The sequence below is a fragment of the Rhodococcus sp. P3_B8 genome (assembly GCF_056402775.1).
Genome location: NZ_JBFUGT010000102.1, coordinates 1 through 21160, shown reverse-complemented (window position 1 = coordinate 21160; position 21160 = coordinate 1). Strand labels below are relative to the sequence as shown.

Here is a 21160-nt window from a genome sequence, read left to right as displayed (position 1 = left end):
TCGGTGGGCCCGTCGACCACGGTCACGTTGCGACTGTGGATCTGCTCCATCCAGATCAGGCGGTCGAAGGCCACGCCGATGTTGTCTGCCAGTCGACGCCGGTTCGCCTCCACCGCGGCCGGATCGTCGCCGACGTGATCACCGAGGTTGAACGTGTCGTACGGTGCGACGGAGTGCCCTCCGGCACGGGTGGTGACGACCCGGCGAACCCTGAAATCGGGGGTGGACGGTGAACTCAACGACGCATGAAGGAGGGCACGTCGACTTCGTCTTCACCCTCCTCGTCGGACACCGGCACCGCGCGGGACTGACCGTTTCCCGGAAGCGGCGGCAGACTGCTCGGGCTCTGGTGGGAGCTGATCGTCTCGCGGGTCACCGACATCGGCTCGCTGTGCTGGTCGGCCGACTGTCCGACCTCGCCCGCGCGCCCGGCACCGATGGCGCTGCGACCGGCAGCGCCCGACTCGACCGGCCGGCGGGCGGGGGCGCCGCCGTCGAACCCGGCGGCGATGACGGTGACCCGCACTTCGTCGCCGAGCGAATCGTCGATGACGGTGCCGAAGATGATGTTCGCGTCGATGTGGGCAGCTTCCTGCACCAGCGACGCCGCCTCGTTGATCTCGAACAGGCCGAGGTCGCTGCCACCGGCGATCGAGAGCAGCACGCCGCGCGCACCCTCCATCGACGCCTCGAGCAGCGGAGAGTTGATCGCCGATTCCGCGGCCTTGATGGCGCGGCCCTCGCCGCGCGATGATCCGATGCCCATCAGCGCGCTACCCGCGCCGGACATGACGCCCTTGACGTCGGCGAAGTCGACGTTGATCAGACCGGGGGTGGTGATGAGGTCGGTGATGCCCTGGACACCGTTGAGCAGCACCTCGTCGGCGCTGCGGAACGCGTCCATGAGGCTGACGGCGGCGTCGCCGAGCTGCAGGAGGCGGTCGTTCGGGATCACGATGAGGGTGTCGCACGATTCGCGCAGCGACTGGATGCCGGTGTCGGCCTGGCCGCCGCGGCGCTTGCCCTCGAAGGAGAAGGGGCGGGTGACGACACCGACGGTGAGGGCTCCGAGCTTGCGCGCGATACTCGCCACGACCGGTGCGCCACCGGTACCCGTGCCGCCGCCCTCGCCTGCGGTCACGAACACCATGTCGGCGCCCTTGAGGACTTCCTCGATCTCGTCCTTGTGGTCTTCTGCGGCCTTGCGGCCGACTTCGGGATCCGCGCCGGCGCCGAGCCCGCGGGTGAGTTCCCGGCCGACGTCGAGCTTGACGTCGGCGTCACTCATCAGCAGCGCTTGCGCGTCGGTGTTGACGGCAATGAACTCGACTCCCTTGAGTCCCTGCTCGATCATCCGGTTGACTGCGTTCACGCCGCCGCCGCCGATGCCGACGACCTTTATTACGGCGAGGTAGTTGTGCGGGGGCGTCATCGGCTCTCGCCTTCCATGAGTGTGTATCACGCTTTCGTACAGATCGGTCCAGCCTGAACTCTCAACCTCAACCATAGGGTTACGGTTATGTCAAGTGCTGCTCGACTAGAGCGAAACGCTATGCACCGGCATAGGGATACGCCATTAGGCGCGCCGAGACGCGCCGAGTTATTTGACGAACTCGCCCGCAACTGTTTCGCATCCGGGTCACGACCCCTCACCGCACCGTCGGCAGGTCGGGACTCGACACGTCGTACGTCTGCCCGGGCTGGGTGAGCAGCGGCAGGGTGACCGCAGCCTTGCGCTCGGACTTCTCCGTACCGCCCCACACCACGATCCGGCCGTCGAGCAGCGTCACCGAGATATCCGAAATCGACTTCGCCGCAACCTGTCCCACCTGACCGCGCAGCTGAGGCGGCATCGACTCCAGCACCTCGATCGCCGCCGCCGTCGACGGGTCGCCCCACCCCGGCGACTCCGTCACCAGACGCGGCACCCCGGGCGGCGGCGGTGCGATCTCGTAGTCCACGGCCTCCGCGTCGAGCAGATGGGTACCGCCGGGGCTGTCGACGAACACGACGGGCACCCGCTCGGTTACCGTGACCCGGATGGTGGACGGGTACACCCGCTGGACGCGCGCGGACGCCACCTTCGGGATCGCGGCGACCCGCTGAGCCGCGCCCTCCGTGTCGACACGCAGCAACGGCTGCCCCTGCGGCACCGCCAGCACCTGGCGAATCTGCTCCTCGGAGATCGACATCGCCCCCGCGACATCCGTCTTCCGCACCGACAGCAGCGGAGTGAACCAGGCGACGAGACCGAGCGCCACGACCACGACGACACCGACGGCGCCCATCACTGCCGGCCGCCGGTACCACGGCCGCCGCGGTGTCTCCACCGCCGCGGACTTCCGTGCCGCCGAGGCCGATTCGCGGGTGCGCCGCGTTCCGGGCTCGGTGACCGTCGAGGTGCGCCGACGCGAGGACGCCCGATCGCTCGCCGTCGCGCGGGCACCGGCCGCAGCCCCCGGCCGCGGACTTCGCTGGACGTCGCGGCGAACCGGGCGGTCCGRCCGCTCGGACCGGCCCCGACGCTCCCGCGTCATCGCGACGGGTGGTGGTGCGGAGCCGCACGCAGAGCGTCGAGGATCTGGTTGCCGAGCATCGTCACGTCACCGGCACCCATGGTGATCACCACGTCCCCGGGGGACGCGAGTGCCGCGACCTGACGCGGTGCCTGCGACAGGTCGGGCTGGTAGTGCACCGGCTTCGACACCGACAGCGCGACCAGGGCGCCGCTGACACCCGGGAGCGGTTCTTCCCGCGCGCCGTACACGTCGAGGACCACGACCTCGTCGGCGAGATCCAGGGCGTGTCCGAACTCTTCCGCGAATGTTGCTGTGCGGGAGTACAGGTGGGGCTGGAACACCACGATGACCTTGCCGCTGCGCACCGAGTCCTCGTATTCTCGGCGGTCGGCCTCGTGGGGCTGGCGCACCAGATCGGCGGCGGCGCCGAGCACGGCACGCACCTCCGTCGGGTGATGCGCGTAGTCGTCGAACACGCGGACCCCGTGCTCGCGGCCGGTGAACTGGAACCGGCGGTGCACTCCCCCGAATCCGGCGATGCCTTCGAGGATCTCGTCCACGTCGGCGCCTGCCTCCCGGGCGGCGAGGAGAGCGGCCAGCGCGTTGAGCGCCATGTGCCTGCCGGGCACACCCATCCGGACCGTCCTCGGCGACTGCTCGCCGGCCAGCTGGAACTGCAGGACTCCGCCGACGTCCCTCGCCTCGAAGCTGAGCAGTCGCGCGCCGACCTCGACGCCGTCGACCGACGCGAAGGCCCCGTCCGCGTTCTCGGCGCTGCCGTATCCCAGCACCCGCACACCGGGCAGCCCTCGCGCCGCCACCCGCTGCGCGAGCGCCGCGGACCCTGGATCGTCGAGACAGGCGACGAGCAGACCGCCGGGCGACAGACGGGCCGCGAAATCGTCGAACACCTGGATGTACGCCTCGGTGCTGCCGAAGTAGTCGAGGTGGTCGGCTTCGACGTTGGTGACGACGACGACGTCCGGGTCGTACTGGAGTAGCGAACCGTCGCTCTCGTCGGCCTCCGCGACGAACACGTCGCCGCTGCCGTGGTGCGCGTTGGTTCCGGCCTCGTTGAGTTCGCCGCCGACCGCGAACGACGGATCGAAACCGCAGTGTTGCAGCGCCACCACCAGCATCGACGTGGTCGACGTCTTGCCGTGGGTGCCGGAAACCAGCAGGGTGCGGTGCCCCTGCATCAGCGACGCCAGCACCGCGGGCCGCAGGATCACGGGAATCCCGCGCCTGGCCGCCTCCACCAGTTCCGGGTTGTCCTTGGGGATGGCGGCGTGGGTGGTGACCACGACGGTCGGGCCGCCGGGCAGCAGGTCGAGCGCGCCGGCGTCGTGGCCGATGCGGACCTGCGCGCCGCGGGCACGCAGGGCGAGGACGCCGCGGCTCTCCTTGGCGTCCGATCCGGACACCTGCCCTCCCCTGGCCAGCAGGATCCGCGCGATTCCGGACATTCCGGCGCCGCCGATCCCGACCATGTGGACTCGTTCCAACTCCGCGGGCAGGTCGGTCATCGGGTTCCCCTTGTCAGCGCGGCCACGTCGAGCACGATCCGCGCAACCTCGGTGGCTGCGCTGCGGTGACCCGCGCCGGCCGCCCGTCGCCCCATGTCCTCGAGCTGTGCGGGGTCGCGCAGCAGAGGGATCACGGTCTCCGCGACGAATCGGGCGGACAGGTCTCCGTCGGCGACAATCATTCCACCTCCGGCGGCGACCACCGGTCGCGCATTCAGTTCCTGCTCCCCGTTGCCGTGGGGCAGCGGCACGTATACCGCGGGAAGTCCCACCGCCGACACCTCCGCCACCGTCATCGCGCCCGACCGGCAGATCACCGCGTCCGCGGCCGAATACGCGAGGTCCATCCGCGACAGGTAGGGAACGGCCACGTAGGGCGGGCCGCCCGGGGTCGCGGGAACGTCGAGGGTGTTCTTCGGTCCGTGCGCGTGCAGAACGGCCACACCGGCCGCGGCGAGCGACTCCGCCGCGCCCGACACGGCCTCGTTGAGCGACCGCGCACCCTGCGAGCCGCCGAAGACGAGCAGCACCGGACCCTCGGCGGGGAGCCCGAAGTGTGCACGCGCCTCCGCGCGCAGAGCCGCCCGGTCGAGACCGGTGATCGACGCCCGGACCGGGATCCCGAGGATCTCCGCCTCCGAGCGGCCGCGAGCGGACACTCCGGAACCGGCGACCGCCGCCAGGACCCGGGCGGCGCGGCGGGCACCGATCTTGTTCGCGATCCCGGCGCTGGCGTTCGCCTCGTGCACCACGATCGGAATGCGGCGCCTGCGGCGGAGCAGACCGGGGCCGGCCGCCAGGTATGCGGGCAGCGCGACGTACCCGCCGAAACCGACGACGACGTCGGCGCCGGTCGCGTCGAGCACCTCGCGGGTGCGGCGCACCGACGCGCGTACCCGGCCGGGAAGCCGCAGCAAGTCGAGGGTGGGTTTACGGGGCAGCGGCACCGGCGGAATGAGCTCGAGCGGATAGCCTCGCTCGGGAACCAGGGTGGTTTCGAGGCCGCGCGCCGTGCCGAGAGCGGTCACCACCGCGGTGTCGTCGATCGCCTTGATCGCATCGGCCACTGCCAGAGCCGGCTCGATGTGCCCGGCGGTACCACCACCGGCCACGATCACCGACAGGGTGGACTTGTCGCCGTTCACCTACGAAATCCTCGCTCTCCTGCTCGGCCACCCGAGCTTCGCTGTTGACGTGCACCTCGTTCGGGGGTGCGGCCCTTGCCGCGTTCGGGGCGGCCCTTCTCGTATGTGACGCTGCGGGTCCGCGGGGCCATCTCGCGACCGGCCCTCCGCCGGGCTTCGGCGCGGCGCACCGCCTCGGCGCGTGCCGCGTCGGCCCGCACCGGCGAATACGCCTCCGGCTTGCGGAGACGCAGAAGACGACCGAACGGGCCGTCCTGCCCGGAGTGCAGCGCCGCGACCGCCTCCGGTTCGTGCCGCGCCGCGTTGGCGACGAGGCCGAACATGAACAGTGTGGTGGCCGTCGACGTTCCGCCGGCCGACACCAGCGGCAACTGCAGGCCGGTGACGGGCAGCAGCCCGATCACGTACCCCACGTTGATGAACGCCTGCCCGGTGATCCACACCGTCGCCGTTCCGGTGAGCAGGCGCAGGAACGGGTCGGCGGACCGGGCCGCGATGCGCAGGCCCGTGTACACGAACAGTCCGAACAAGCCGAGGACGGCGGCGCCGCCGAGGTATCCGAGCTCTTCGCCGATGATCGCGAAGATGAAGTCGTTGTGGGCGTTCGGCAGGTAGCTCCACTTCGCGCGGCTCTGCCCCAGCCCTCGTCCGAGGATCCCGCCGTCCGCGAGCGAATACATCGCCTGCCGCGACTGGTACCCGATGCCCTGCGGGTCGGAACCGGGATTGAGGAACTCGCGCACGCGAGCGGAGCGGTAGCCGGCGGTGAGCGCGAGGATCACGATTCCGCCGAAACCGGTGCCGAGGATGGCGACGAACAGTTTCAGCGGCAGGCCCGCGAACCACAGCAGCGCCATCAGGATGATGGCCAGCGAGACCGTCGTGCCGAGGTCGGGCTGCAGGATGATCAGGACGAACGCGACGAGCGCGGCCGGCACCAGCGGAACGAGCATGTCCCGGATACTGGAGATGTCGCTGCGCCGCGACGCCAGGATGTGCGCACCCCACACGGCCAACGCGATCTTGGTGAGCTCGGCGGGCTGCAACGAGAATCCCGCGACGACGAACCAGCCGCGGGTGCCCTGGGACACGGTGCCGATGCCGGGTATGAGGACCAGAACCAGCAGGATGATCGTGACCGCGAAGGCCGGGAACGACAGGGCGCGCATCACCCGGACCGGGATCTGCAGCGCCGCGTAGAACAGGCCGAGCCCGAGAGCCGCGAACAACGCCTGCCGGGTGAAGAGGGTGTACGCCGAACCGTCGGAGGCGTAGGCCTCGACGCTCGACGACGACAGCACCATCACCAGGCCGAGGACCGTCAGCAGAAACGCGATGGTGACCACGAGGTGGAACGACGCCAGAGGTCGCRACAGCCAGGCCCCGATCCGGGTGCGCGGGCCGCGCGGAGGTGCGGTGCGGGTGCGGGGACCGGATGGTGCACGCTTCGCCACACCGGGGGCGGCCGCCGTGCGAGCCGGGGACCGCTGTCCCTCAGGGACGCGTCGGGTGCGGGCTCCGGCGGAGGTCATCGCAGCGTCCTGGAGATGTCCGACGCGTCGAGCCTGCCGACGGCTTCCGTAAAGCTGTCCCCCCGGTGGCCGTAACTGGCGAACATGTCGAGCGAGGCCGCCGCAGGCGCCAGGACGACGGAATCCCCTGCCGTTGCCAGCGCAGCCGCCTCACGCACGACGACACCCATCACGGCGTCGCTGTCGGTGTCCGCCGGCAGCACCACCCGGTGCGTCGCGGTTTGCGGGACTGCACTCACACCTGCATCGTCTCCCGTTTCGACAGTGACCACGGGAACCTCGGGGGCGTGTCGCGCAAGGGACTCTGCGATCTGCATCGCATCGCGGCCGAGCAGGACGGCGCCGGCGAGGCGACCGCCCACCTCCCGGACGAGGTCGTCGACCCGCGCACCCTTCAGCAGACCCCCGGCGATCCACACCACCCGCTCGTGGGCGAGTATCGACGGGCGGGCGGCGTGCGGGTTGGTGGCCTTGGAGTCGTCGACGAACGTCACGCCCCCGACCTCGGCGACGAGTGCCGCGCGGTGCGGGCCCACGACGTGGGCGGCTAGACCTGCGGCGACGGCGTCCGGCGGAACTCCGATCGCCCGTGCCAGAGCCGCCGCGGCCAGGGCATCCATCAGTCCGGCAGGCCCGGGCGGAGTGATCCCCTCGGTCGGGGCCAGCCGCTCGCCGTCCGCGAACGCGCGGTCGACGAGGTACCCGTCCTCGACACCCAGCTCGCCCGGCGCCGGCACCCCCAGCCGGAAACCCAGGGTCCGGGCTGCGAGGGACGAGGAGAAGAGAGAGGACGCGACCTCGTCGTCGAGGCCCAGCACCGCGACCTCACCGGTCAGGGCGCGCGCCTTCGCATCGATGTACGGCTGCATCCCGCCGTGCCAGTCCAGATGATCTTCGGCGATATTGAGGATCGCGCCTGCGGCCGGCCGGACCGACGGCGCCCAGTGCAGCTGGAACGACGAGAGTTCGACCGCCAGCGCCTCCGCCCGGGGTTCGGTGTGCCGCAGGGCGTCGAGCACCGGAAGCCCGATGTTGCCGCAGGCCAGGCTCGGCAGCTCGGCCGCCTCGAGGATGGACTGCAGCATGGAGGTCGTCGTGGTCTTGCCGTTGGTGCCGGTGACCACCAGCCACCGTCGCGGCGGGCCGTAGAGCCCGGCCCGGTCCACGTGCCACGAGAACTCGATGTCGCCCCAGATCGGTACCCCGTCCCCGGCGGCGAGCGAGAGCAGCGGTGCGTCCGGGCGGAACCCCGGGCTCGTCACGACCAGCGCGAACTCGGCGACCCGGTCCCGCTCGGCGAGCAGATCGTCGATCGGGACGGTCGCGGCGCCGAGCCGCGCGCACTCGGCGAGGGCGTCGACGTTTGCGTCGGTCACGGTGACGAGCGCACCGAGGTCACGAAGAGGTTCGATGGTGGCCCGGCCGGAGACACCCGCACCGGCGACGAGGACGCTGCGACCCCGCAACCAGTCGAGCCCGCCGTGTTCCTCTGCCACGTCGTCAGCCCCCGATCGCTGCCAGGTACTCGCTGTAGAACAGCGCGAGCCCGATCGCGGAGGCGATGGCGGCCAACAACCAGAACCGGATGATCACCGTGGTTTCCGCCCACCCTGCGAGTTCGAAGTGGTGGTGGAACGGAGCCATCCGGAACACTCGTCTTCGGCTCGACCGGAACACCGCGACCTGGATCACGACCGATGCCGCCTCGGCGACGAACAGCGCGCCGATCACGACCATCAGCAGTTCGGTGCGCGTCGTGATCGACAGTCCGGCGAGCATGCCGCCGAGTGCCAGCGAACCGGTGTCGCCCATGAAGATCTTCGCGGGCGCCGCGTTCCACCACAGGAATCCGATGCACGCACCGGCACCGGCCGCGCAGATCAGGGCCAGGTCGAGCGGATCTCGGACGTCGTAGCAGCCCTTGCCGGGGCTCGTCTCGCACGCGTTGCGGTACTGCCAGAACGTGATGATCACGTACGCGCCGAGGACCAGGCTCATGGACCCGGCAGCGAGACCGTCGAGGCCGTCGGTGAGATTGACCGCGTTCGACCAGGCGCTCACCAGGAGGTAGCAGAACGCGACGAACACGACGGAGCCCATCGTGACCGTCGCGATGTCACGCACGTACGACAGGTGCTCGCTGCCCGGTGTGAGGTCGTTCGCGCCGCGGAACTGCAGCGCGAGAATGCCGAACGCCACTGCCGCGATGAGCTGTCCGACCAGCTTCGCCGTCTTGTTCAGTCCGAGGTTGCGCTGCTTGCGGATCTTGATGAAGTCGTCGAGGAACCCGACCCCGCCGAGCGCCGTCGTGAGACCGAGAACCAGCAGTCCCGATGCCGACGGCCCGTCCGCGTTGTAGCCGATGCCGATCAGGTGCGAACCCCAGTAGCCGGCCCACAGTCCGGCGAGGATGGCGACGCCACCCATCGTCGGGGTGCCGCGCTTCGACTGGTGGCTCGCCGGACCTTCGACACGGATCTCCTGGCCGAATCCCTGACGGGAGAAGGCCTTGATGAGAACGGGGGTCAGCAGAATCGAGACGGCGAGCGCGATGCCCGCCGCGAAGAGGATCTGTCTCACCGCGTAGCCTCCGAACCCTTCTGTCCCGTGCTTCCCGCCAACACCGTGTCCGCGACCTCCCACAATCCGATGGACTGCGACGCCTTGACCAGCACCAGATCACCCGGCGCCAGTTCCGCTTCGAGCAAGGCGACCGCACCGGCGATGTCGGGGACGAGGATCGACTCCTCACCCCACGAACCCTCCATGACCGCACCCTGATGCATGGCGCGGGCGGGCCTGCCGGTTCCGACGATGATCAGCCTGCTCACGTCCAGTCGGACGGCGAATCTGCCGATGGCGTCGTGTTCGACCACTGATTCTGGACCCAGCTCGGCCATTTCTCCGAGCACCGCCCAACTCCGGCGCGCCGCACCCCGGCCCATCCTGGCCATCGACACCAGCGCCTTCAGGGCCGCCCGCATCGAGTCGGGGTTCGCGTTGTACGAATCGTTGACGACGGTCACACCGTCCGGCCGGTCGCGGACGTCCATCCGGCGCGCCGAGACGGCGGCGGCACCGGAGAGGGCCTGCGCGATCTGCTCGAGGTCCGCCCCGCATTCGAGCGCCACCGCCGCTGCGGCGAGCGCGTTGCCGACCTGGTGTTCGCCGTGCACGGCGAGCTCGACGGCGACACTGCCCACCGGCGCCGTGAGAGTGAAACGCGCCCTTGCCTTCTCGTCGAGCACGATGTCGGTGGCCCGCACGTGCGCGGACTCCGACCGGCCGACGAGGACCACACGGGCCGACGTGCGCGGGGCCATGGCTGCCACCAGCGGATCGTCGGCGTTGAGGATCGCGACACCACCCTCGTCCGCCGAGGGCAGCGACTCCGCGAGTTCGCCCTTGGCGGCGGCGATCGCGTCACGCGAACCGAATTCGCCGAGGTGCGCCGTACCCACGTTGAGGACGACCCCGATCTTCGGGGGTGCGATGTTCGCGAGGGAGGCGATGTGGCCGCGGCCGCGGGCCGACATCTCCAGAACCAGAAATCCCGTGTCCGCGTCCGCGCGCAGCGCGGTCCACGGGTGGCCGAGTTCGTTGTTGAACGATCCGGGCGGCGCGACGACGGGGCCGAGGGGGCGCAGGACGGCGGCGAGCAGATCCTTGGTCGACGTCTTTCCCGCCGATCCGGTGACGCCGACGACKGTCAGCCCCTTCGCGGTGAGGCCGTCGACGGAGGCGCGCGCGAGCTTCGCGAGGGCCGCGAGCACGGCGGCGCCCGATCCGTCGGTGTCGTGTTCGAGAGCCATCGCCTTGCTCGGGATGTCGCTGGGCGTCGGGGTGACGACGATCGCGGGGACGCCGACCGGGCGCGCGGCCAGGACTGCGACCGCACCGGCCTCGACCGCCGACGCCGCGTGATYGTGGCCGTCCACGTGGGCGCCGGGCAGGGCGAGGAACAGCCCCCCGGCGGTGACCTTGCGCGAGTCGAACTCCACCGTTCCCGTCACCTCGGCCGACGGATCGGCGACGTCGTGCAGTTCGCCGCCCACGATCTCGGCGATGCGAGCGAGTGTCATCGGGATCATCGCGCTCCTCCGACCTGTCGCTCGATCGCGTCGCCCAGTACGTCGCGGTCGTCAAATGGGTACTTCACCCCGTGTATCTCCTGACCGATCTCGTGTCCCTTGCCTGCGACCAGAACCACGTCGCCTGCCTGCGCCCAGCCGACGGCGTCGGCGATCGCCTTCGCTCGGTCCGCTACTTCCCACACCTGTCCCCGCTCGGATTCGGGCACTCCGAGAGCGCCCTCGCGGACCGCGGCCCTGATCTTCGCCGGATCCTCGGTGCGGGGGTTGTCGTCCGTGATGATCAGCAGGTCGGCACCGCGCGCGGCCGCGGCGCCCATCAGCGGCCGCTTGCCTGCGTCGCGATCGCCGCCCGCACCCACGACGACGGCGACGCGACCGCGCACCTGCTCGCGCAGCGTCGCGATCACGGCCTCGACCGCTGCGGGCTTGTGCGCGTAGTCGACGACGGCGAGGAAGTCCTGTCCCCGGTCGATCCGCTGCACCCGGCCCGGCACGTCGACCCCGGCGATGCCCCGGGCGGCGTCGCGCGGATCGACACCCAGCGCCGCGCACAGCGCGACGGCGAGGGAAGCGTTGGCGACGTTGTACTGCCCCGGCAGACGGAGCTCCACGTCGAGTGTCGTGCCCTCGGCCGTGGTGAGCGCGAAGGTCTGCGAGCCCGAGAGCGACACCGTCGCCGGGCCCGCCGTCCACACCGCGCCCTCGCTGTCCGGCGTGGTCGCGACCGTCGTCACGATCGAGTGCGCACCGCGGGCGACGTCGGCCATCCGCTGTCCCCACACGTCGTCGATGCAGATGACGGCGTGCTGGGCGTGCACGGACGAATCGGCCGCGAAGAGCCGCGCCTTCGCGGCGAAGTAGTCCTCGAAGTCGCGGTGGAAGTCCAGGTGGTCCTGGGAGAGGTTCGTGAAGGCGCCCACATCGAAGCGGACTCCGTCGACGCGGCCGAGCGACAGCGCGTGGCTGGACACCTCCATCACGACGGTGTCGATCCCCTGCTCGAGCATCACGGCGAACAGGGCGTGGAGCTGCGGCGCCTCGGGGGTCGTCAGTGCGCTCGGCACCCGGCGGCCACTCATCCGGGTCTCGATGGTGCCCACGAGACCGGTCGTCCGCCCCGCGGCGGTGAGCGCGGCTTCGACGAGATACGAGGTCGTGGTCTTCCCCGACGTCCCGGTGATGCCGATGACCTGCATCTTCTCCGAGGGCCGGCCGTAAATGGTTGCCGACAGCTCACCGAGGACGCCGCGTGGGTCGTCGTGGACGAGCACCGGCATGTCCGAGCCCAGCGCGGACACCAGCGCGAATCCGGCCTCGTCGGTGAGGATCGCGGTCGCGCCGCGTGCGAGAGCGTCGGCGGCGAATTCCGCGCCGTGCGCGCGGGCCCCGGGAAGGGCCGCGAACAGATCGCCCTCGACGATCCCCTGGGCGCGGAGATCCACCCCGGTGACGATGACGTGCTCGGCGGTTCCGGTGGGTGCCTCGACCCTCGCTCCGGCGAGCGCTGCCAGAGCGCTCACCGTGGTACGGACCGGCTGGGCGGGGCGAAGGCTGTCTGTGACCTTCACCTCCACTGACGCCGACTGCGGGCGGGACGGAACAGGCACCGGGCTCCTCTCGGATGTCGACTCTCACTGACAACGGCATAGTGCACGGATCGATACAGCGTGCTACCTCGGCAGTTCCCTGCGTCCACGGGAAAGTCCGTGTCCACTGAACGGCCGACGTGTCAGATTACCGCGAGCGCTCTCGGAACCCGATTCGGCCGACCTTCGCTCAATCGGCCTGCAGCACCAGCCTGCGTCCGGGGTCCGGGGACATCGGCACGCTGTCGCGCTGCAGCATCCAGGACGCGACGTTGTGGAACAGCGGCGCCGCGGATTGGCCGCCGGAACCGTCCGCGCTGCGTGTCGGCGCGTTCAGCATGATTCCGACGACGTACCGCGGGTTGTCGGCGGGGGCGATCCCGGCGAACGTGATCCAGTAGTTCGAGTTCGAGTAGCACTTGCAGGCGGGGTCGACCTGCTGGGCGGTGCCCGTCTTGCCGCTGATCTGGTACCCGTCGACGGCTGCCTGCACCCCGGTACCGCGCTGGTTGCCCGTGTCGTTCTGGGTGACGGAGCGGAACATGTCACGGACGGTGGACGCGGTCTGGGGGCTGACGACCGTCACCTCCTCGGGCGCCTCGGTCTCCGTCCGGTTCCCCGACGCGTCGACGGTCGCCTTGACGATGCGCGGCGGGATGCGAACGCCGTCGTTGGCGATCGCCTGGTACATGCCGGTCATCTGCAGCAGCGTCATCGACAGGCCCTGACCGATCGGCAGGTTCGCGAACGTGCCCCCCGACCACTGGTCGCGGCTGGGGACGCTGCCCGCGCTCTCGCCGGGTAGTCCGACGTCGGTGCGCTGGCCGAGCCCGAACCTGGACAGCATGTCCGCGTAGCGGTCCTCCCCCACCCGCTGGGCGAGCATCAGGGTGCCCACGTTCGAGGACTTCCCGAACACACCCGTGGCCGTGTACGGGGCGACCCCGTGGTCCCACGCGTCCTTCACCGACACACCCGACATCTGAATGTTGCCGGGAACTTCGAGAACTTCGTCCGGTGTGGTCAGCCCGTACTCGATCGCGGCGGCCGCGGTGACGATCTTGTTGACAGAGCCCGGTTCGAACGGCGTGCTCACCGACAGGTTGCCCATCTCCGCGGTCCGCGGATTGTTGCCCACCCCGATCGCCGGGTTGAACGTGCTGTCGTTCGACATCGCGAGCACCTCACCGGTGTGGGAGTCGAGCACGACCGCCGAGGCGTCCTTCGCACCGGACTTGTCCTTGGCCATCTGCACCTGCTGCTGAACGTAGTACTGCAGGTCGGAGTCGATGGTGAGCTCGACGCTCGACCCGTCCACCGCCGGTTGCTTGTCACGCCAGCTGCCGGGAATCACCGCGCCGTCGGAGCCCCGGTCGTAGGTCTGGGAGCCGTCGGTGCCTGCCAGGGTGGAGTCGAGCGAGTCCTCGAGGCCGAGCAGTCCGTGGCCGTCCCAGCCGGTGGCGCCGACGAGGTTGGCGGCAAGGGATCCGCCCGGATACTCGCGGATGTCCTGGCGTTCGAGTCCGACCTCCGGGAACTTGTCGCTGATCTGCGCCGCGATGTTGGGGTCGACGCTGCGCGCGAGATAGACGAACGTGTCGTCGCCGTGCAGTTTCTCCTTCAGATCCTTCTCGGGTGCGGCGTCGCCGAGCCGGTCGTGGATCTCCTTCGCGATCGCGTCGAGACGGGAGTCGACGTCGGGGGCGGTGTCGCTCTTGGCCTTCGCCTCCTCGAGTTCCTTCCGCACCCGTGCGGGCTGGAACGTCAGGGCCTTCGCTTCCATCGTGAACGCAATGGGGTTGGAGTTGCGGTCGGTGATCGACCCGCGCAGCGCCGGATCCACCTCGGTGGTGGTGCGCTGGTTCGCCGCCTCCGCGGACAGTTGTGGTGCGTCGATGACCTGGATCCACAGAAGCTGCACTGCGGCGAGGCCGAGCGCCAAGAACATCACCAGGCGTCCGTACCGTTGCCTGAACGGAAAGGACGCCGAACCGGCGCCCTTGGGGCGCCGGGGACGACTTCTCGGTGCGCTTCGATTCACCGGCGACCGCCGGACGGTGGAGCAGTCGTCGGAGCGGTGGTCGAGGGGATCACGGGAACCAATTGTTCACCCTGAGCTTGGATCTCCGTGCCATTGCCGGGCTGCGGCGTGGCGCGCGGCGACTGCGTCGTCGTCCCGCGGTTGGGGGCGGTCGCGACGGCGTTGCCGCGCTGGGTGGGCGGGACGGCGACATCCAGCGGCGGCACGGGTGCACCGGACGCCGGGGCCGGCTTTCCGACGACCTCGACGCTGCCGTCGGGATGGACGACGAGGCGAGCGGGATCGTTGGCGGGCACCATGCCGAGCTTGGCCGCTTCCTCTGCCAGTTTCGGGGCGGAGTTGGCGGTCTCGACGTCACGCTGCAGCGCGGCCTTCTCCTCCGCGAGTGACTGGTTGTGAGCGCGGGCGGCGCTCAGCTGGTACGAGTCCTCGGCGGAGCGGGTGGTCAGCAGCAGTGTCATGGCCAGACCCATGGCGAGCAGAACGAGGATCGTCGCCACGAACGGGATGCGGGCGGTGAGCGTACCGGTGCGGTTCTTGCCGGAGACGGCGATCGCGGACCCACTGTGCACGGCCGCACGCTGGGTGCGCTTCTTGTACGCCCGCTCAGCCGCGCCCGTCCGGTTGGCCGCCCGCGCGGGCCGCATCTCGGTGGAACTCACCTGAACCGTCATGCCGCCGACCTCCTGGCAATTCTTTCTGCAGCGCGCAAACGCACCGGGGCTGATCGTGGGTTCTCTTCGACTTCCTGTTCGGACGCCCGCTCCGCCCCTCGTGTGAGGATCCGGAACTCCGGTCCCATCCCCGGTAGTTCGACAGGAAGCCCCTCGGGGCTCTTCGACTTCGACCTGGGAGTGATTTCCTGCTTGACGACCCGGTCTTCCAGGGATTGGTACGACATGAACACGACGCGTCCCCCGACGGTCAACGCGTCGAGTGCAGCCGGGACCGCGGCGCGCAGTGAATCGAGCTCGCCGTTGACCTCCACTCGAAGGGCCTGGAACGTCCGCTTGGCGGGATGTCCCCCGGTACGGCGGGTCGCCGCAGGAATGGAGCGGTACAGCAGTTCGACCAGCGCTGCGCTGGTGGTGAACGGCTCCTTCGCGCGCTGCCGGACGATCTCCGACGCGATCTTGCCCGCGAAGCGCTCCTCGCCGTACGTGCTGAGGATACGAGCGAGATCTCCGTGGCTGTACGTGTTGAGGACCTCGGCCGCGGTGATGCCGGTGGTCGGGTCCATCCGCATGTCGAGGGGCGCGTCGATCGAATACGCGAACCCCCGATCCGATTCGTCGAGCTGCATCGAGGAAACGCCGAGGTCGAAGAGGATCCCGTGCACCGACTCCTGCGCGGGCAGGCCCGCCTGGTCGAGCGCGTCCTCGATGCCGTCGTAGCGGGTGTGCACGAACGTGATGCGATCGGCGAACGGTGCGAGCCGTCCGCCGGCGATCTCGAGCGCGTGCGGATCACGGTCGAGGGCGATGAGCCTCAGCTGAGGGTAGGTCCGCAGGAAGTGCTCGGAGTGTCCGCCGAGACCGAGGGTCGCGTCGATCATGACGGCTCCCCCGCCCTGCGGGTCGTTCACGGTGAGGGCGGGACCCAGCAGTTCGTCGGCGCGGTGAAGCAGAACCGGAATGTGACCGAAACCATCGGCGGGCGAGGAATCTTCCCCCTCGTGATCCACCATGATCCCTCCGGCTCCTGCTCTGTGGTGCGGGTGAAGCGCCCGGTGCCGGGGTTCAYTGCTCGAACTTCTCTTGTCGGCCAGTTGCCGTGGCGAATGCTTCGAGGTCCCTGCCCGAAATGAAAACCTGGCGCTGGGGAAGTGCGTCAGGGTTCCGTCGGACAGAGGCCTCGCGGCATTCGCGGGGACGCGGTCACGCTCAGACGATCTCGCCGAGCACGACTCCTGTTGCCTGCGAGTAGTTCTCCTCGTTCGCCTCGACGTAGGTCTGCCAGGCTTGCGCATCCCAGATTTCGAGGAAATCGACCGAACCGATCACTACGCAGTCCTTGGAGAGACCCGCGTAACGACGGTGATCTGCCGAGAGGGTGATGCGCCCCTGGGCATCTGCGTGCTGCTCGTCGGTACCTGCCGCCAGTCCGCGAACGAAGGCTCGCGCCTCCGGATCGCTTCTCGACGCGGCCGCGGCCTTGCGTGCGAGAGCGGTGAACTCTTCCCGGGGATACACCGCGAGGCTGTGATCCTGACCCTTGGTGACCATCAACCCTCCCGCCAGCGCATCCCGGAACTTTGCGGGCAACGTGAGCCGCCCCTTGTCGTCGAGCTTCGGCGTGTAGGTACCGAGAAACACTCGACACCTCCCACCGCGTTCATATCGAACGCCGTATGCCCGGGCGGTTCACCTTCGCTCCCCGCTGCGCACCACAGTACCCCACTTTCCCCCACCCACAAGGTGGATAACGGCGTGTTGTTCCCCAATTTGCCCAATACTTGCTGGTCAACGCTCATTGCAGATGGTGGGGGAAAATTCCCGACGTGATCACCGCCACGAGCGGAGCCGATCGGGCTCGTCCCCACAACAGGGCAGGATGGCGCAAAAGCCCAGGTGAAAGCCCAACGCGAGGGGGCGGCGCCCCCGTCTCGCGGTTCGTCGCGGAGCAGAGGGGGGAAAGTGGGGAAACGGGGTGGGTGAGGGTCGGGATTCGTGGGCGGGACGGTTCACTGGCCCCACCGGATCGACCCGCCTCCGCACCCGGGCGACCCGGGACCGGGCCCCGACACAGCAGTGGCGGCGCGGCATCACATGCCACGCCGCCACTGGGCTGCTGAGCGGGTAGTACTACTCCTGCTCGAATCTCTTCTTGAAGCGGTCTTCCATTCGCGACGAGAATCCGCCACTCTTGCGCCCGCTTCGGGGCTTACCGCGATCGGCACGGCCGGTCTCACCTTGCGTGGTCGAGCCACCACGTGAGGACTGTCCGGACTTGCTCTTTCCTCCACCCCACAGGAGGAGGACTCCGGCACCGAACATGACGATGAAGCCGATCAGGCTGATGACGGGAAAACCGCCCGGCTTGATCGGAAGGGCGACGCCGGCGATGAGCAGGACCAGCCCCAGAACGAACAGGGCCACCGCCTGCAATCGACGACGACTCGATGCCGCACGCATGCGACCGCCTCGCACAGTGGAGGCGAACTTGGGATCCTCGGCGTAGAGAGCGCTCTCGATCTGGTCGAGCATGCGCTGCTCGTGCTCGGAGAGTGGCACGGTACCTCCCCCGGCACTGGAGTGTTGGCCACCGCCTCACGGTGCGAGACGGTGGGTAACCGACTTTGGCGGCTACCTAGATTTAATAATACGAGCAGTTCGATCCCCGTACCACCTACTCCACGTACGAGTTCCCGACCAACCTTACGGACTCCCGCACCGAACCCCGTTCGGGGCACCGCAATGTCGCGGACGTCCCACCGTTTTCCCGCCGTTTCCGGGCCCGCCGCCGACTAGGACGCCCGCAGATCGAGACCCGCGCCACGTCCGATGTGATCTTCGACGGCCTGGAGAAAGCGTCCGACCTCGACGAAGAACTCGTCGGCCTCGAGATCGGTGAGGGTTCGCGACATTCCCGCCTCGATCGCGGCGCGGGTGGCGGAGTGCCCGGCGAAGTAGTCGGCCCAGTTCACGAATTCGGGCGCCGCGTCGGCCATGAGAACCCAGGCGTTACGCGTTCGTGTCCGTCTGCGCCCCGCCGCGGGCCCCTCGACGGCGGCCAGCACTGCGCCCGCCCCGCGGAGCGCGGCCAGATACGCGCTGTGGAATCGATCCGCCGGCCCACCGGCCCCCACCGATTGAGCGAGGAGCGCGTCGGCGCGATCGAGCAGCACCGAACCCCGCCTGGAGCCCGGGTTGCGTACGTCACCCGGTCGGCGTGAGTTCCCAGAGGTCGGTCCCGTGACCGGGTTCGTCATCACTTCGAACACCTCCAAAACCCCGGTGCAACCACCCCGCCGGGCGTAGTCAGGTCGTGAGTTCGGGGGCCGGCGATGCTCGCTTCCCTCGAGCATCGCCGGATCCCCGCTATCGAACATCTGTTCGACCTATTCAATATAGCTGGACCCACCGACACGTCGTCAAGAGAAAGGTGAGACCGGTCGACACGAACGCTGACCAGACTCCGCTCGTGGTCGAACTCTCGGCCACCGAGTTCCGCGACCGCCTGCACGAGGCGCTGTCGATCTACGTCGCCGCCATGGGCTATCCCCACGGCACCGAATACCACCGGGCGCCGATGTGGAACGAGCACCTGCAGCGTTCGGGGTGGCGGGGCGTCGGCGCGCTCGTCCCGACCGGTGACGGATCCACCGACAACGGGGCCGCCCGGCTCGTCGCCGTCGCCTACGGCTACCGCGGGGCGCCCGAACAGTGGTGGCACCAGCAGGTCCGTTCGGGTCTGCGCCACACGGGGTGGACCCGGGACCAGATCGACGTGATCCTCGGCAACTACTTCGAACTCACCGAACTCCACGTCCACCCGGACGCCCAGGGACACCGACTCGGCGAGACCCTGCTCCTCCGCCTCCTCGAACGCAGGCCCGAACGCGGGGTGCTGCTCTCCACCCCCGAAGTGGCGGACGAGGACAACCGCGCCTGGCGGCTGTATCGCCGCCTCGGCTTCAGAGACGTCCTGCGCCACTTCCGATTCGCCGGGGACAACCGGCCGTTCGCGGTGCTGGGACGCGGGCTTCCCCTGTGATCGACGCGGTGGTGGTGGGGTCGGGACACAACGCCCTCGTGTCGGCGTGTTACCTCGCGCGATCCGGCTGGTCGGTCGAGGTGATCGAACGCGACACCGTGCTCGGCGGCGCGGTGTCCACGGTGGAACGCTTCCCCGGGTACAAGGTCGACCGCGGGTCGTCCGCGCACATCATGGTCCGTCACACGGGGATCGTCGAGGAACTCGATCTCGGTTCGCACGGACTGCGGTACCTCGACTGCGATCCGTGGGCGTTCGCCCCCGCCCCGGCGGGTACGGATCGGCCGGGCATCGTGTTCCGCCGCAGCCTGGATGCGACGTGCCGGTCCATCGAGGAATCCTGCGGCGCCGCGGATGCCGACGCGTACCGCCGGTTCGTGGCGGTGTGGGGTCCGCGCAGCGCACGCGTCATGCGCGCGTTCTCGAACCCGCCGACCGGGCCTGCGCTGCTCTCGTCGTTCTGGGGGCTCGACACGGGCGGCGGCGGCAGCGACCTGTCCCGGCAGTTCCTCGGTTCCGGCGACGCGCTGCTCGACGAGTACTTCGACGACGAGCGTCTCAAGGCCGCCCTCGCATGGTTCGGCGCCCAGTCCGGTCCGCCGATGTCGGAGCCGGGGACGGCGCCGATGGTCGGATTCGCGGCGCTGATGCACACCATTCCGCCCGGCCGTGCCGTCGGCGGCAGCGGAGCCCTGACCGCGGCTCTCGCCGCGAGGCTGCGGGCCGACTCCGGGACCGTCTCGCTCGGCGACTCGGTGGTCTCGTTGAGCCGCGACGGCGACTCCTGGACGACGCGGACGGCGTCCGGGCGGGAGATCCGCTCACGGGCCGTGATCGCGGGCTGTCACGTGCTGACCACACTCGGCCTGCTCGAGCGCGGCGGGTACGACGCGCAGACCCTCCACCGGTGGCGTCGCCGGATCCGCGTCGGCCCGGGGATCGGGATGGTGGTGCGGTTGGCCACCGACGCCCTCCCCGCCTATCCGAGTGCGCCCGACGCCTCGGTCACCCACGGGCTCCAGCTACTGGTCTCGGATCGCGCGCACCTGCGGCTCGCGCACGGCGCGGCGCTCGCCGGGGAACTCCCGCCGCGGCCCGCGGTGCTGGGAATGAGCTTCAGTGGCCTCGACCCCACCATCGCACCCGAGGGCAGGCACCAGGTGACCCTGTGGTCGCAGTGGCAGCCGTACCGGCTGAGCGGCGGCAGGCGCTGGAGCGACCTCGCCGGACCGGAGGCCGATCGGATCGTCGCCGAGATCGACGCGCTGGCACCCGGTTTCGGTCAGTCCGTCCTCGACCGGCACGTGCAGTCGCCGCAGGACCTCGAAGACGAGATGGGGTTGCTCGGCGGCAACGTCATGCACGTGGAGATGTCGCTGGACCAGATGATGATGTGGCGTCCCCTCCCCGAACTGTCCGGGCACCGGGTGCCGGGCGCCGACCGCCTGTACCTCACCGGCGCCTCCACCCACCCGGGCGGCGGGGTGTCCGGCGCGAGCGGTCGCAGCGCCGCACGCATCGCGCTCCACGACGACCGGCGGGGCCTGGGACGCCTGCGACGCCGGCGATGACCTCCCGCCTGCCCCTGATCCTCGCCGGCGCGGCGGTCGCGGCGCAGATCGTCTACCCGCTGGTGCACGGCAGTACCCGCGACGTGGTCACCGTGCTCGTCGTCGCGCTGCTGGCCGCGGCGTCCGTCACCCACGCGGCCGTGACCCGGGGTGCCCGCTGGACGGTGGGACTGGTGCTCGTCACCGCAGGGCTCGGTCTGTGCTCCGAGGTCGTCGGCACGGCCACCGGCTTCCCCTACGGCTGCTACGACTACAGCGTCGACCGGCTTGGGCCCGCACTCGCGGGGGTGCCTCTCGTGGTGCCGTTCGCGTGGACGGCCGGGTTCTATCCGGTGTGGTGTGTGGCGTCCGTGCTCGCGCGCGGTCCGCGTCGACGGCTGACGCGCATCGCGCTGACGACGATCGGGGTGGTCGGCTGGGACCTGTACCT

19 protein-coding genes are annotated in these 21160 nt (G+C 69.7%); 3 read left to right on the top strand and 16 right to left on the bottom strand.

The window, feature by feature from the left end; genetic code table 11:
• The 16 genes from AC1D1G_RS25455 to AC1D1G_RS25380 form a co-directional block, all read right to left on the bottom strand.
• Positions 1 to 239: laccase domain-containing protein (locus tag AC1D1G_RS25455; RefSeq protein ID WP_477954147.1), on the bottom strand; the 239-nt coding region annotated here is incomplete at its 3' end.
• Positions 236 to 1432 (bottom strand): cell division protein FtsZ, encoded by a 1197-nt coding sequence (gene ftsZ / locus AC1D1G_RS25450; RefSeq protein ID WP_105413648.1) that lies wholly within the window; start codon positions 1430 to 1432, stop codon positions 236 to 238. The genes AC1D1G_RS25455 and ftsZ, both read right to left, overlap by 4 nt.
• A 217-nt stretch (positions 1433 to 1649) precedes the next feature.
• Complete coding sequence (locus tag AC1D1G_RS25445) at positions 1650 to 2288, bottom strand: cell division protein FtsQ/DivIB (protein WP_477954148.1); 639 nt, start codon at positions 2286 to 2288, stop codon at positions 1650 to 1652.
• Positions 2289 to 2533: 245 nt separating this feature from the next.
• Entirely contained in the window at positions 2534 to 4045 is a 1512-nt protein-coding gene (murC, locus tag AC1D1G_RS25440; protein ID WP_283334264.1) for a UDP-N-acetylmuramate--L-alanine ligase, read from the bottom strand.
• Positions 4042 to 5190, bottom strand: a complete 1149-nt coding sequence (gene murG, locus AC1D1G_RS25435; RefSeq protein ID WP_283334263.1) for an undecaprenyldiphospho-muramoylpentapeptide beta-N-acetylglucosaminyltransferase — start codon at positions 5188 to 5190, stop codon at positions 4042 to 4044. Before murG ends, murC begins: the two co-directional genes overlap by 4 nt.
• Positions 5187 to 6722, bottom strand: a complete 1536-nt coding sequence (ftsW, locus tag AC1D1G_RS25430; RefSeq protein WP_477954145.1) for a putative lipid II flippase FtsW — start codon at positions 6720 to 6722, stop codon at positions 5187 to 5189. Before ftsW ends, murG begins: the two co-directional genes overlap by 4 nt.
• A complete protein-coding gene (murD, locus tag AC1D1G_RS25425) occupies positions 6719 to 8218 on the bottom strand; it encodes a UDP-N-acetylmuramoyl-L-alanine--D-glutamate ligase (RefSeq protein WP_477954143.1) in 1500 nt (499 codons plus the stop codon). The genes ftsW and murD overlap by 4 nt, the downstream gene beginning before the upstream one ends.
• A 4-nt stretch (positions 8219 to 8222) precedes the next feature.
• Positions 8223 to 9302, bottom strand: a complete 1080-nt coding sequence (gene mraY / locus AC1D1G_RS25420; protein WP_005247625.1) for a phospho-N-acetylmuramoyl-pentapeptide-transferase — start codon at positions 9300 to 9302, stop codon at positions 8223 to 8225.
• Complete coding sequence (locus tag AC1D1G_RS25415; protein WP_477954141.1) at positions 9299 to 10813, bottom strand: UDP-N-acetylmuramoyl-tripeptide--D-alanyl-D-alanine ligase; 1515 nt, start codon at positions 10811 to 10813, stop codon at positions 9299 to 9301. Before AC1D1G_RS25415 ends, mraY begins: the two co-directional genes overlap by 4 nt.
• The gene (locus tag AC1D1G_RS25410; RefSeq protein ID WP_283352562.1) at positions 10810 to 12423 is read right to left on the bottom strand and encodes a UDP-N-acetylmuramoyl-L-alanyl-D-glutamate--2,6-diaminopimelate ligase; all 1614 of its coding nucleotides are present in this window, start codon (positions 12421 to 12423) and stop codon (positions 10810 to 10812) included. The genes AC1D1G_RS25415 and AC1D1G_RS25410 overlap by 4 nt, the downstream gene beginning before the upstream one ends.
• A 169-nt stretch (positions 12424 to 12592) precedes the next feature.
• The gene (locus AC1D1G_RS25405) at positions 12593 to 14443 is read right to left on the bottom strand and encodes a peptidoglycan D,D-transpeptidase FtsI family protein (RefSeq protein ID WP_283352563.1); all 1851 of its coding nucleotides are present in this window, start codon (positions 14441 to 14443) and stop codon (positions 12593 to 12595) included.
• Positions 14440 to 15117, bottom strand: coding sequence for a cell division protein FtsL (gene ftsL, locus AC1D1G_RS25400; protein WP_105413640.1), 678 nt, complete (start codon positions 15115 to 15117; stop codon positions 14440 to 14442). Before ftsL ends, AC1D1G_RS25405 begins: the two co-directional genes overlap by 4 nt.
• Positions 15114 to 16130: a 16S rRNA (cytosine(1402)-N(4))-methyltransferase RsmH gene (rsmH, locus tag AC1D1G_RS25395; RefSeq protein ID WP_105413639.1), complete on the bottom strand. Its 1017-nt coding sequence runs from the start codon at positions 16128 to 16130 to the stop codon at positions 15114 to 15116. Before rsmH ends, ftsL begins: the two co-directional genes overlap by 4 nt.
• 196 nt (positions 16131 to 16326) lie before the next feature.
• Positions 16327 to 16758 (bottom strand): division/cell wall cluster transcriptional repressor MraZ, encoded by a 432-nt coding sequence (gene mraZ / locus AC1D1G_RS25390; protein WP_283352564.1) that lies wholly within the window; start codon positions 16756 to 16758, stop codon positions 16327 to 16329.
• A 489-nt stretch (positions 16759 to 17247) separates the two neighbouring features.
• Positions 17248 to 17676 carry a DUF3040 domain-containing protein gene (locus AC1D1G_RS25385; RefSeq protein WP_009473745.1) on the bottom strand — a complete coding sequence of 143 codons (429 nt, stop codon included), beginning with the start codon at positions 17674 to 17676 and terminating at the stop codon, positions 17248 to 17250.
• A 233-nt stretch (positions 17677 to 17909) separates the two neighbouring features.
• On the bottom strand, positions 17910 to 18290 hold the full coding sequence (locus AC1D1G_RS25380) for an SAV_6107 family HEPN domain-containing protein (protein ID WP_009473746.1): 381 nt from the start codon (positions 18288 to 18290) through the stop codon (positions 17910 to 17912).
• A 257-nt stretch (positions 18291 to 18547) separates the two neighbouring features.
• Here AC1D1G_RS25380 and AC1D1G_RS25375 point away from each other — a divergent pair, with 257 nt between their 5' ends.
• From AC1D1G_RS25375 to AC1D1G_RS25365, 3 genes are all read left to right on the top strand, one after another.
• Positions 18548 to 19159, top strand: a complete 612-nt coding sequence (locus AC1D1G_RS25375; RefSeq protein ID WP_283352565.1) for a GNAT family N-acetyltransferase — start codon at positions 18548 to 18550, stop codon at positions 19157 to 19159.
• Positions 19156 to 20730 carry a phytoene desaturase family protein gene (locus tag AC1D1G_RS25370; protein ID WP_280782569.1) on the top strand — a complete coding sequence of 525 codons (1575 nt, stop codon included), beginning with the start codon at positions 19156 to 19158 and terminating at the stop codon, positions 20728 to 20730. Before AC1D1G_RS25375 ends, AC1D1G_RS25370 begins: the two co-directional genes overlap by 4 nt.
• Positions 20727 to 21160, top strand: a 434-nt coding sequence (locus tag AC1D1G_RS25365; protein WP_477954139.1) for a carotenoid biosynthesis protein, incomplete at its 3' end; no start/stop codon positions are given. The genes AC1D1G_RS25370 and AC1D1G_RS25365, both read left to right, overlap by 4 nt.